A 12255-nucleotide genomic window follows, 5' to 3' on the forward strand; every position below is an offset into this window, starting at 1 on the left:
GAGCAGGTGCGCATCGAGCACCTCGGCGGCGCGAACTTCGACGACGCGCTGCTGCGCCACGTACTCGGTGGCACTGCTTCTGGGCGGGCCGCGACCAGCGCCACCGGAACCCCGACCACCGATGCGATGTCGTCCGCGATCACCCGGCTGCGCGACGATGTCGTGACTGCCAAAGAGATGCTCTCGTCAGCCGGGGATGCCACGGTGCAGCTGTCCCTGCCGACGGGCGAAGCGAGCGTGCGCGTCACGCGCTCCGAGTTCGAAGCCATGATCGTCGAGGATCTGGACCGCACAGCCGAAGCACTGGATCTCGCGATCGAGTCGGCGGATGCCGGAAGCGATCAGTTCGGGGCGATCGTTCTCGCCGGAGGGTCATCGCGCATCCCGCTGGTGGCGCAGAGACTGTCACAGCGGTTCGATCTGCCGATCATCGCCGATGCCGACCCGCAGACGACGACCGTGCTCGGCGCCGCCCGGATCGCCCGTGAACGACTGCTCGATGACGAGCCCGTGCCGGGCAACGCACTCGCGACGATCACCGAGAGCGAGAAGGCACCGGCACCGCGCCCGGAGCCGAAACCGGAGCGCGCCGGCGTTTTCGCCTTCCTCCGCCCGATCCTGAGCAGTCGGTCGCGGTCGACATCGCCTCTGCTGCTCGCCGGTGCCGCGGTATTCATCGCGATCACCATCGTTTTCAGCAGCACGACGGCCGCGGGCACCCGCTGGCCGGACTATCTGCAGGAGGCGGCATCCCATCTGCTGAATCTGCCGATGTCGCCGCCGCCGGGTTCATCCGCGACCCCCCCGGGCACTCTCCCCGTGGGCGACCGGAAAGGCACCCCCACGACGCACACCGACGACTCCAGCGCGCACCAGAACACACGAGGGTCGGGTCCGAAGATCGAGTCGAGCGCACCCCCGGAGGACGCGACTCCCCCGGTCACGCACACGCCCGGCACATCCGTCGCCGATCCGAGAGGCGACGACTCGTCGTCCAGCGGCGGCACGCCGACCCAGAACAATCCGCCCGCCAACACTCCGCCCATCAACACCCCGCCGAGCAACACCCCGCCCGAGCAGCCACCGGCAGATCCGCCGACGACGACAACCGTCGATCCGCCCGCGGACGAGACCGTCGACCCGCCACCCGCCGACCCGCCGGCCGAACCCATCCCCGTCGACCTGCCCGTCGACCCGCCACCCACTGAACCACCCGCTCCCGAGCCGACCCCCGGCCCGACATCGGAGCCGGTCTGACCCACGCTGCAGATGACTCTCCTGACCGACGATCACAGCCGCTCCGAGCGCGATGCGAATGCCGCACCGCGTCGGCGTCGGACTGCGAGCGTCTGGGAGCATCAGATCGGCCCCGCCCTCGACGCGATCCTCGACGCCGCACCTCGCGCGGTCGTCGTAGGCAATGCCGGCTCGGGCAAATCGGCGACGCTGCGGCGTCTGCACGACCTGCTCGTTGAACGCTCACGGAATGCCGTGTATGCGCACCCCGGCGCGATGAACATCGCCGACGTGCCCGACGCGCAGGTGCTCATCATCGACGACCTGCACCGTGCGTCACCGGACGAGCTCGCGCACGTGCGCGCCCGGGCCGCGAACCCCGCTGCTGCGCTCATCGTCGCCCAGCGCCCCGCTGTTTGGAACGAGCAGCTCGCCGAGATCACGCAGCAGCTCGAACGGCACCACCCCGCCGTCGTGCTCGGACACGTGTCGCGGGCCGACGCTCTCGCGCATCTGCAGGTCCGCGGCGTCACGCTGTCAGACGCGTGCCTGCACCACGTTCTCGAGATCACCGGCGGTGTCGCCTGGCTGGTCGCCGAGGCGCTGCGACTGCACGATGACCGCGACTGTCAGGGTGACGCCGGGCACCGCGAGCTGCGGTCAATGCTCGAGGAGCCGATCGCGCATCGCATCGGCGCGCTCGACCCGGCGCTGCGCGACGAGATCGAACGCGTCTGCATCGCCTCACCTGGCTCGTCCGCCACGGCGGCGGATGCTGCGGATCTCATCCTGCGCGCATACGCGGAGGGGATGCTGCTGCGCAGCGGCCAGCCCGTTCCACTGGTGCGGACCACTGTGCAGGTGACGATGCCCACCGGCCGCTTCGCCGCGCTGAGCAGTGCGAACGGTGCGAGCCGCGCGAACAGTGCGAACGCTGCAACCGGAACGAGCGGTACCACCACCGCAGACGCCACCGACCTCGCCGATGCGCTGCTGCGGCACGCTGATCTGCTGCTGCCGACGCACCCGGCGCGCGCCGCCGAGCTCTACGAGTCTGCGGTGCGATCGGGAGTCCCCGCCCGCTCCCTCGCCGAGCGGCGCGCCGCGGCCGCCTGGTCGGCGGGTGACATCGACGCCGCGAGCGCGCTGGTCGATGCCGCAGGTCCACTGACCGCAGAACCCGTCGCCGACGGAGGCCGAAGTGCGGATGCCGCAACCAACGCGGATGCCGACGCCCGCGGCCGTCTCGCCGATACCTCCGCCGCGATCTGGGCCGCCCGCGGCATGATGCAGCAGGCATGGGCGGTGTACTCCGCTGCCCCTCCGGCGAATCCGATCTCGGCAGCACGCGGTCGGATCGCGGCGCTCGGCATCGGAGCAGCGGCCATCGAAACCATCGACGACGATCCCGTTGCGGCAACTTCCCCGTCCACGCTCGGCGTCGCGATGAGTCTGCTGCGGCGCGGCCTCGACGAGTCCGTCGCCCCCGAGCAGGCCGAGGCTGCGCTCGCGGATCTCGTGCGGGCGTCCGAGATGTACACGACATCGCGGACGCCCGCCGGCATCCCCGAGCTCCCGGCCGTGATCGCCGCGGTCGTCGCCCTGAATCTGGGCGGTCTCACGACGGCGCGCTCGATCATCGACGAGGCGATCGCGGGCGAGCAGGGCGGCTCGTGGGCACGGTCGCGGCTGCTGCTGTGGCGGGCGTGGATCGCCGTGCAGCTGGCGCGGCCGACAGAAGCGCGAGAGGCGCTGATGGCCGCCATGCCCACCCGTTCTCCGCGCGATGCACTGCTGGCGCACGCCGTGCACGTGGCCATCGCCCGACGCTACGAAGATGCCGCGGGCCTCGAGACCGCCTGGCTTCAGGCCCGGGCGAGCCTGCTGCGCGTGGACATCGACCTGTTCCTGCTGCATCCGCTCGCCGAGCTCATCAGCTCCGCGTCGCGGGTCGGCGACACCGACCGCATCCGTCCGCAGTTCCAGCGGGCACTGGCGATCGTCGAGAGGCTCGGCGACCCGGCACTGTGGGCGGCGCACCTGCGGTGGGCCGGCATCCAGAACGGCATCCTGCAGAACAGTCCTGAATCGCTGCGTCCGCATGCGAAGGCGCTCGTCGCCGCATCCGCGAACAGCCGGGTCGCCGCGACGATGGCGAAGGCGGGCCGGGTCTGGACCGCAGTGCTCGGCGGCACCGTCGACGCCGACGCGGTCGAGAAGGCCGCGCGCGATCTCGCGTCGGTCGGTCTGGTATGGGATGGTGCGCGGCTCGCCGGCCACGGCGCCGCACGATCCGAGGATCGCAAGGTGTCATCGCGCCTGCTCGCCTGCGCCCGCGAACTGCACCCTCTCGACGGCTCGCGTCGGGCGATGGCCACCGGCCGCGCAGACACCGCGACGGCGGAGAGCACCCCGCCCAGCGACATCCTCAGCGAACGCGAACTCGAGGTGGCGCGGCTGGTGGTGGAGGGCAAGACCTACGCCGAGATCGGCGAGACGATCTTCATCTCGCCGCGCACTGCGGAGCATCACATCGCCCACATCCGCCGTCGGCTCGGCGCGAATTCACGCTCCGAGGTCATTGCGAAACTGCGTCAGCTGATCGGGCTGGACCTGCCGTCTCCCCGTCCGTCCGACGGGCACCCCGGCGACCCCGGCGGACCCCCGTGACACCCCCCTGATCTATCGGGGTCCCCCCCGATGCTCAGCCCGACACGAGCCAATACGCTCGTCAACGACTCCCCCCAATGTGAATCGATGTTCGGTCAAGGCGAAGAGGTCACTTCATGAGCACTCCCGTAGCGGTCATCGCGGACGCGCTGATCGCTTTCATTCTCAGCCTTCTGCGCGACCCGGATGCGGTGGAGGGGTTCACCGCAGATCCGCAGGCCGCGATGATGCAGGGCGGGGTGCACGGCGCTTGTCTCGCCGATGTCCGGGCGGTAACCCCGGTCATCGTCGATCATCCGTCCGTCACCCCCCATCCTCCGGGCCCTCCGGGACCCCCGGATCCGCCGACACCTCCCGGTCCGCCGGACCCCGTGGTCAACGAGATCATCCGCCTGGTGAGCCAGTTCACGACGATCGACAACCGGTCTACGATCGTGGATCAGTCGGTGAACCAGAACATCTGGACCGAGGGCGGAGACGTCACGCAGATCTTCGATCAGGAAGCCGTGGTCGCATCGGGCGACGATGCGGTGGCAGCCGGCGATGACGCCACCGTCACCAATTCCGACACCGACATCACCACCGGGGACATCTCGATCGGCAACGAAGAGTACGACAACTCCTTCAACGAGGACGGCTCCGACAACTCGACCGTCGACGACTCCTTCCAGGACAACTCGACCAACGACTCGTCGGACGAGACCACGGTCGACGACTCGGCGCAGGACAACTCCACCGATGTGGAGATCGACGTCGACGACAGCACTGTCGCCGAGAGCGACGTCGCGGTGACACCGCCGCCCGCGCCCGTCGCAGCCACCATGGTCGACGAACCTGCGGATGTGCTCGATTCCGACATGACCGCTGCTGCGGAAGACGTCTACGAGGCAGACGCCTCGAGCGCCACCGTGGAGGAGCCCGTGCTCGAGGAAGCACCGGCTGAGCAGTGACGATCCAGTCGAACCCGGCGCCCGGAAACGGGAGTCCGCCACGACGGGAGGCCCCAGGACGGCCCCCCGTCCGCGGCGTGAACGCGGCACCGGTCCTGGTGAAGGTCCCGCCGCCGTTCTCGGTGCGGCTGAGCCAGTTTCTGTGGATCCTGAGCTTCGCCGTCGGAGCATTCGCCGTGGTGTACTTCTTCGTCGTGAGGGAAGACCTGCTGCCGCTGATCTCCGACAGTGCCCAGGAGATCACCGCGGGGCGGGACGACGCGACCTACGATTCAGCGGCCGACATCATCTTCTGGGTGGTGTTCGGGATCATGGTCGCCGTGCTGCTGATCCAGGTGACCCTCATGGTCTCGTTCATGAATCGGCGACCACACGTGCGCTGGTGGCAACTGGCGACGCTCGGCCTGCTCGCGCTGCTGGTGCTGTTGTCACCGGAGTGGGTGGCGCTGGGTGAGCGCGGCGAACCGATTCCGCCCCTTCTTGCGGCGCAGTCGGCGCTCGTCCTGCTCGCCCTGTTCAGCAGCGTCATGCCCCGGGCCATCGCCTGGAGTGCCCGCAGACACGACGTCCGGCGCGGGCCAGAGACTCCGACCGGCTCCGATCTCTGACGCGATCGCATCGAGGCTGCGCAGCACCACGTGGCACACCGAGATCGTGGACCGGTCTGCCAGCGGCGATGACGCGAGCTGCCGCCAGTGATCGATCTCGTCGGTCAGTCGGCCGCGGAGCGCCTCGGTTTCGGAGTCTGCGGGCAGGCCGAGGCGCGTGGGCGGGTCGATGCCGTCGACACCGGCGATGCGCTGCGCCGACGCGGCATCCTGCTCTGCCACCGGCAGGCCGTCGGAGCGCGCCATCGCCAGCAGTGCCAGCTCGCGCAGCGCGTGCGCGCCGACGGTGATGCGCTCGATACCGGCGTGCACCTCGTCGAGACCGTCGCGCGGATGGGCGCGCAGCACCAGTTGCAGTTCGAGCAGCACCCCGCGCGTCTTCAGCGCCGCAGCGCGGGCGTGAAACTGCGCCACGACGAACTCCTGCAGCTCGATGAGCCCGCTCTGCTGCACCATCTGATCCGACAGCTCCGACGACGTGCGCACGCCGCCGCGGATGAGCGCGGTCGCCAGGCGCACCCCGAAGATGCCGAGCCGGGCGAGCAGATCCTCGCGCACCGTCGTGCTGAGCGCTGTGACCGTCGAGGGCCGGGCGAACCGGTCGGCCGAGACGAGCAGCCGCTCACGGTCGCCCCGTTCGAGTCCGGCGAGTTCGCGCAGCGCGATGAACTCGCTCTCGCGCAGGGTGCGGGCGCCCTCTGCGAGAAGGCCCGCGACGGGCACGACCCGCAGCACGAGCGACGCGAGGTCGCCGTCGCGCTCGTACCGCTGGGCGACCTTTCCCGCCGAAAGCAGCGAATCGATCCGGCCGGAGCCGATCTCGTCGGCGCGGGAGAGCACGCCGACCGCGCACACGGTCTGGGCCGACCCGGCCGCGGTGTCGCGGAACGCCTCCAGGAAGTGCACGTCGGAGCCGTGCAAGTGCCGCATGAGGTAGACGACGGCATCCGCGGTCGACGGCGACGAGTCCGGCGTCAGAAAGCTGCGCGTGCGCGCCGAGGTGTCCTCGGACAGCGAGCCGATCCCCGGGGTGTCGATGAGGATCACCGATTTCAGCCCGTCCAGCGGCCAGCCGATGTCGATCCACTCGACCTCTTCGGCGGTGAGCCCGTCGAGTGTGAGGACCAGCTTGCCGCCGTCGCGCCGGATGGGCATGCGCCGCGGTGCGCCACGGCGGGGATGCATGGTGATCGTCGGCGTCGCGCTGTACCGGTACCAGGTCACGATCCTCGTGCACTCGCCGGTGTCTGTGGGGGCGATCTGCTCGCCGAGCATCGCGTTCAGCAGCGTGGATTTTCCCGCCTTGACCATGCCGGCGATCGCGAGCCGCAGCGGTTCGTTCAGTCGGGTGCGCAGCCGACCGATCGCGGCGAGTGCGCCCGCGTCGCGCCGGTATACCTCGGCTGCGGCGGCCAGCACGGAGTCGGCATCGGCGATGACGTCGGTGGTCATCGGGAGATCTCCACGGCAGGGCGGGTTCCGGCATCCTTCCGGCTGGGTGCCGCCGGCAGCGTGTGCTGCGCTGCCGGAAGGGCCTGCCGCGCCGGTGTCGGTGGGAGCACCGGGATCACCTGCCGGATGCTGTCGAGCCGGGCGACCTTCTCCTGCAGCGCGATCACGCGCTCATCGCGCGTGGCGGTGTAACTGCCCGCCGCGGCCTTCGCGGAGGTGAGCGCCTCGGACAGCGACCGGTGCAGTTCGTCGGCCATCGATCCGAAGTGATCGCGGGCGGTGCGCTGCACGAGGCGCAGCCGGTCTTTCAGCTGCTTGCCGACCTGGAAGATCACCTCGTCGATGTAGCGGCGCACGAGCAGTTTGGCCTCCTGCTGCCGGCGGCTCAGGCGCGCCTGCATGTCCTCCCGGTAGGCGCGGCGCCCCACGAGGATGCCGGCAAGCAGCGAGAGCGGATTGATGAGCGCCATGCCGATCAGGCCGGTGGCGAGCCCCACCATCAGCACGCCGCCGTACGACCCGCGCACGCCGATGAAGATCTTCTCGCCGGCGCTCATGGTGCCCGAATCCAGCCCCGAGATCGGGTCGACCGGGTCGAGCAGCCCCTCGGTGCTGCCCACGTCGATCGCGGGGATCGCGGATTCATCCTGGCTGAACAGGTCGGCGACCTCTTCGGAGAGCCAGCGGGAGCGCTCGTCGGTCCACACGAACGTCTCGGTGATGGCCGCGGTGGAACGCTGGTCGATCCACTCGCTGATCTGCTCCCAGATCGGACCGGGGTCGCCCTCGTCGATGGCCTGCTCGGCCTCGCGCTGCACGGTGCGCAGGCGGTCGCGGAGGTCGTGCTCCATATCGGCGATGAGATCGGTGATGCCGTCGGTCAGGGTGACCTGCCAGCGTGCGGAGCGGCCGCGGAACTCGTCGGCCTTGGCCTTGGCGTCTTCGAGCTCGGCGATCATGCGCGGGGTGTCCTGCGGGTTCTGCAGGGCGTGCAGCTCGGCCCGCAGCGACACCGCGAGCTGCTCGACGACCGAATGCAGGTCGTGCACGGCGCTGCGCTCGTGAATGACCTCGGCACGACCGAGCACCTCGCGGCGCAGGTGCGCGACGAGGGCGGGGAAGCCGGATTCGTCGTTCAGCTCGCGGTCCTGCAGCTCGGCGGCCAGCAGTCGCAGGTCGCTGGAGACGGAGAACATCGGAACGTCGCCGACGTCGTCGAGATGGCCGCGGTCGATCTCTTCGACCTGCCGCCACTGCGGGTACAGGTCGGTCTTGGCGAGCACAGCAGCGACGTTCGGCGAAAGGCGCATCGCGTGTTTGAGGAACTGCACCTCCGGTTCGGTGTACTCCTGCGAGGCATCCGAGACGAGCAGCACCGCGTGCGCCGTGGACAGTGCTGACAGGGTCGCCAGGGCGTTGGAGGAGTCCAGGCCCCCGACGCCGGGCGAGTCGACGAGCTTCAGCCCGCCCTTGAGAATCTCGCGCGGCAGCATCACCTCGGCCGAGAGCAGATTCCGCTCGTTGGAGGGATTGCCGTGCTCCGAGACGAACTGCGACAGGTCTTCGAGCGCGATCTCGCGCCGCTCCCCCGCCCGGGCAGCCGACCGCGACGCGGAGCGCGAGGTCGACGTGCGCGCGGCGGGCGCGGCATCCGGCTGCATGAGCACCCATGCCGACGGCTCATCCGCGTAGCCGACGGTCATCGGCACGCTCGTGGCGACATCGTCATCGACCGGACAGACCGGTGCGTTGACGATCGCGTTGATCAGCTTGCTCTTGCCCTGCTTGAACTCGCCGACAACGATCACGCGGACGCCCGGATCACGCAGGCGCGCCCGGGTCTGATCGAGTCGTTCAGCCAAGTCGGTGCGTCCGCTCGACGCGGCGAGATCGCCGACATCACGAACGACGTCGACGATCGGTGCAGGTCCTGCAGCATCTCTGTTCGGCACGTGTCATCCCCTTGTCCGCACCTCTGCTATTTCGCTCAGCCCGGCAGGTCGATATCGAACGATCCACCACCGACATCGGTGATGACGTCCGTCCCTGCATCCCCCCAGAGGGAATCGCTGTCGACGTCCCAATCGGAGGCATCCACGTTCTCGATCTCCTGCGTGAACAGATTCACGCTCAGGGGATCGGTGAAGGGATCCGCCGGCCCATCCCACAGCTCGTCGTCGAGACCGGAGACTCCGGTTCCGTCGAACGAATCGCTGGACATCGGGTCACGCTTTCATCGGGTTGCTTCGGCAAGTGTACTGGTATGCCCGGCCCCCCGAAAGGGAGGCCGGGCAGAATGCGGAGTTCGACTCAGAAGTCGAGCTCGTTCGCGTCCCCGAACGGGCTGGCGACGTTCGAATTGTCGACATCGACCTCTACCTCGAGCGAGTTGTCCTGGAAGGAGTCGTCGATGTTGAGGTTGTCGGAGTAGTCGTTCATCGAGTTGTCCTGGAACGAGTCGTTGATCTCCCAGTTGTCGGACAGGTCGGTGTTGAACGAGTCGGTGAAGTACTCGTTGCCGATGTTGATGTCGTCGATCTCGACGTTGATGTCGGTGTTGGTGATCGTCGCATCGTTGCCGGCTGCGACCGAGCCGTCACCCGAGGCGACGTTGCTGCTCTGGCCGAAGTACTGCGAGACGTTGCCGCCCGACGCGTCGCCGCCGATCGCGCCGGCACCTCCGCCTTCGCCGCCGCCACCGTTGCCGCCGTCAGCGAGCGAACCCGCATCGCCGGCACCCTGTGTGCCGCCACCGGTGCCCTCGGCGTCGCCGCCCACACCGACTCCGACGCCGAGCCCGCCGACGCCGACTCCCGTGCCCCCGTCAGCCGAACCGTCGCCGCCGTTGCCGGTGTCTCCACCTGCAGCATTGGAGAAGGCCGGGCCGCCCCAGCCGCCATCGGAGTCGCCGCCGACGGCGATGGCAGCGCCGCCCGAACCGGACGCGGTCGTGATGTTCTGGTTCACGGACTGGTCATTGATCGTGCTGCGGCTGTCGATCTCGAGGTCGCCGCCGAATACGCCGCCGCCCGCACCGCCGCCGCCTGCGCTGAACAGGTTGAGGTTCAGGTCGTTGAAGCCGGTGTCGTACTGACGGATGCCGGCGTTGACCGAGAAGTCGTTCGCGGAGTCGTGCACAGAGTTGTTCTGGAACGAGTCATGGATCGACTCATCGTCGTTGAACGAGCCGTCCGCATGGTTCGAGTGGTCGTCGTTGAACGAGTCCTCGAGGTTGACGTCGACGTCGACATCGGTGTCGGTGTTGCCCGAGTCGTTGATGAGGACGTTGTCCTCGATGTCGGTGTCGGTGTCGGTATTGCCGACGTTGACCTCGTTGTCTTCGACGTTGGTGTCGGTGTTGCCCACTTCGTTGTCGGCGACAACCACGTTGTCCTCGACGTTGGTGTTCCCCACGTCTTCGACACCCAGATTCCACTGGAGACCGAGAACGTTCAGGTTGTCTTCCACAGCCATGATGATTTCCTCTGTTCGTGAGAGTGCCGGAATGGCGTCGTGCTACGAGTCTGGAACGACGGCTCTCTCACGGCATCGGGGTCCATCCCGCGGCTTGCGGGGGACCCCCGGGGGATCATGGGGGGTTCGATGGGGGCGGGTACGGGTATCGCCTGGGGCACGATGGCAGGCGGGCGGATGCCGGGGCGACGCCGGTGGGGAACGACGAAGGTCCGGATGCCGATGCATCCGGACCTTCGAGATTCAGTCGCGAGGACCGAGTGAGCTGCTGCTCAGCGAACGACGACCGCGAGGACGTCGCGAGCCGAGAGCACGAGGTACTCATCGGCGCCGAACTTCACCTCGGTGCCGCCGTACTTGCTGTAGAGAACGCGGTCGCCGACGGCGACGTCGATCGGAACGCGGTTGCCGTTGTCATCGATCCGGCCGGGGCCGACAGCCACGACCTCGCCCTCCTGGGGCTTCTCCTTGGCAGTGTCGGGGATGACCAGACCACTCGCGGTAGTCTGCTCTGCCTCGACCTGCTGGATGACGATGCGGTCTTCGAGCGGCTTGATGGAAACCGACACGGTCTACCTCTTCTTTCTTGACGCTGACACGAAAGACTTGTTCGCACTCTCAACCCGAGAGTGCTAACTCAAGTGTATGCCGTCGGCTGGCACTCACGCAATGCGAGTGCCAGTTTCGGGTGCGTAGGCTGAACACGTGGAGATGTCTGAGCTGACCGCGCTGCTCACCCCCGAGGGCCTTCGGCTGCTCGATGAGGTCAGCACGATCTCGTCGACGACCGAGGTGGCGCAGGTCGTGTCGCGCCTGCGCGCGGCCGGGCATTCCCCGGATCTCGTCTCGGCGGTGGTCGGCCAGGCGCACCTGCGGGCGAAAGGTGCAGCAAAGTTCGACGACTTCGCCGAGCGGATGCTGTTCACCAGAGCCGGCCTCGAACAGGCGACGCGCCTGGAGGTCGCCGCACGCCACGCCGGGCGCATGCGCCGCGCCGGCATCTCGCGCGTCGCAGACCTGGGGTGCGGCATCGGCGGCGACGCCCTCGCCTTCGCTGGTGCGGGGCTTTCTGTCGTCGCTGTGGATGCCGACGAGGTCACCGCCGCCATCGCCGCCTACAACCTCGCGCCCTTTTCCTCCCCACCCCGCGGGTCGTTGAGCGAGCGCAGCGAGACGAAACGCGTTGAGCGAGCGCAGCGAGCCGAAACGTCGCCGACCGCCCCCGTCACCACCCTCCACGCCACCGCCGAGACCACCGACCTCACCGACGTCGACGCCGTCTGGCTCGACCCCGCGCGCCGGACGGCCGGTCACAGCGAGACGCGGCGCGTCACAGCATCCGATTACTCTCCCTCGCTCGAGTGGGCCTTCTCCCTGGCAGAGCGGATGCCGGTCGGCATCAAGCTCGGCCCGGCGCACGATCGTGAGGCGCTCCCCGCGGACGCCGAGGCGCAGTGGGTCAGCGCCGACGGCAGTGTGGTCGAGCTGGTGGTGTGGTCCGGCATCCTCGCTCGCGAAGGCGTGCGGCGATCGGCGCTGGTGATCCGCGGCGACGAGTCGCACGAGCTGACGGCGGGGGCGGATGCCGAAGACGCAGACGTCCGCGAACTCGGCGCGTTCGTGCACGAGCCGGACGGTGCCGTGATCCGTGCCCGTCTGATCGGCGACGTCGCCCGGTCGCTGGAGGCGGGCATGCTCGACCCGAAGATCGCCTATCTGACCGGGGATGCCGCGGTCACGAGCCCGTTCGTGCAGACGTTCCGGGTGCGCGAGGTGACCGCGGCGAACCCGAAGGCGATCAGCCAGGCTCTGACGAGGCACGACGTCGGGACGCTCGAGATCAAGAAGCGCGGGATGGATGTCGA

Annotated in this window: 9 protein-coding genes; 4 read left to right on the forward strand and 5 right to left on the reverse strand. The window is 68.8% G+C overall.

Going from position 1 to position 12255, the window contains the following annotated elements; all coding sequences use genetic code 11:
* The 3 genes from ACTICP_RS13590 to ACTICP_RS13600 all read left to right on the forward strand — a co-directional run.
* The coding region (locus ACTICP_RS13590) for an Hsp70 family protein (RefSeq protein WP_441893224.1) at positions 1 to 1257 on the forward strand (1257 nt) is incomplete at its 5' end.
* Between the two features lie 12 nt (positions 1258 to 1269).
* Positions 1270 to 3906: a LuxR C-terminal-related transcriptional regulator gene (locus ACTICP_RS13595; RefSeq protein WP_441893226.1), complete on the forward strand. Its 2637-nt coding sequence runs from the start codon at positions 1270 to 1272 to the stop codon at positions 3904 to 3906.
* Positions 3907 to 4022: 116 nt separating this feature from the next.
* Positions 4023 to 4856 carry an IniB N-terminal domain-containing protein gene (locus tag ACTICP_RS13600; protein ID WP_441893228.1) on the forward strand — a complete coding sequence of 278 codons (834 nt, stop codon included), beginning with the start codon at positions 4023 to 4025 and terminating at the stop codon, positions 4854 to 4856.
* Between the two features lie 428 nt (positions 4857 to 5284).
* Here the strand turns inward: ACTICP_RS13600 and ACTICP_RS13605 are convergent, their stop codons facing one another.
* The 5 genes from ACTICP_RS13605 to groES all read right to left on the reverse strand — a co-directional run bounded on the left by ACTICP_RS13605 (position 5285) and on the right by groES (position 10959).
* Complete coding sequence (locus tag ACTICP_RS13605; RefSeq protein ID WP_441893230.1) at positions 5285 to 6916, reverse strand: dynamin family protein; 1632 nt, start codon at positions 6914 to 6916, stop codon at positions 5285 to 5287.
* Complete coding sequence (locus tag ACTICP_RS13610; protein WP_441893232.1) at positions 6913 to 8868, reverse strand: dynamin family protein; 1956 nt, start codon at positions 8866 to 8868, stop codon at positions 6913 to 6915. The genes ACTICP_RS13605 and ACTICP_RS13610 overlap by 4 nt, the downstream gene beginning before the upstream one ends.
* A gap of 35 nt (positions 8869 to 8903) precedes the next feature.
* On the reverse strand, positions 8904 to 9137 hold the full coding sequence (locus tag ACTICP_RS13615; protein WP_441893234.1) for a hypothetical protein: 234 nt from the start codon (positions 9135 to 9137) through the stop codon (positions 8904 to 8906).
* An 89-nt stretch (positions 9138 to 9226) separates the two neighbouring features.
* Complete coding sequence (locus tag ACTICP_RS13620; RefSeq protein ID WP_441893236.1) at positions 9227 to 10390, reverse strand: hypothetical protein; 1164 nt, start codon at positions 10388 to 10390, stop codon at positions 9227 to 9229.
* 272 nt (positions 10391 to 10662) lie between these two features.
* Positions 10663 to 10959, reverse strand: coding sequence for a co-chaperone GroES (groES, locus tag ACTICP_RS13625; protein ID WP_028502311.1), 297 nt, complete (start codon positions 10957 to 10959; stop codon positions 10663 to 10665).
* Between the two features lie 136 nt (positions 10960 to 11095).
* Here groES and ACTICP_RS13630 point away from each other — a divergent pair.
* Positions 11096 to 12255 (forward strand): THUMP-like domain-containing protein (locus tag ACTICP_RS13630; RefSeq protein ID WP_441893238.1); only part of this gene is annotated, 1160 nt, incomplete at its 3' end.

It is taken from the genome of Microbacterium sp., assembly GCF_052102115.1.
Taxonomy (GTDB): domain Bacteria; phylum Actinomycetota; class Actinomycetes; order Actinomycetales; family Microbacteriaceae; genus Microbacterium.

Excerpts from the sequence above, each read along its gene's own strand:
- ACTICP_RS13595 (WP_441893226.1), top strand. The coding sequence starts at position 1,270 with ATGACTCTCCTGACCGACGATCACAGCCGCTCCGAGCGCGATGCGAAT.
- ACTICP_RS13600 (WP_441893228.1), top strand. The coding sequence starts at position 4,023 with ATGAGCACTCCCGTAGCGGTCATCGCGGACGCGCTGATCGCTTTCATT.
- ACTICP_RS13605 (WP_441893230.1), bottom strand. The coding sequence starts at position 6,916 with ATGACCACCGACGTCATCGCCGATGCCGACTCCGTGCTGGCCGCCGCA.
- ACTICP_RS13615 (WP_441893234.1), bottom strand. The coding sequence starts at position 9,137 with ATGTCCAGCGATTCGTTCGACGGAACCGGAGTCTCCGGTCTCGACGAC.
- ACTICP_RS13620 (WP_441893236.1), bottom strand. The coding sequence starts at position 10,390 with ATGGCTGTGGAAGACAACCTGAACGTTCTCGGTCTCCAGTGGAATCTG.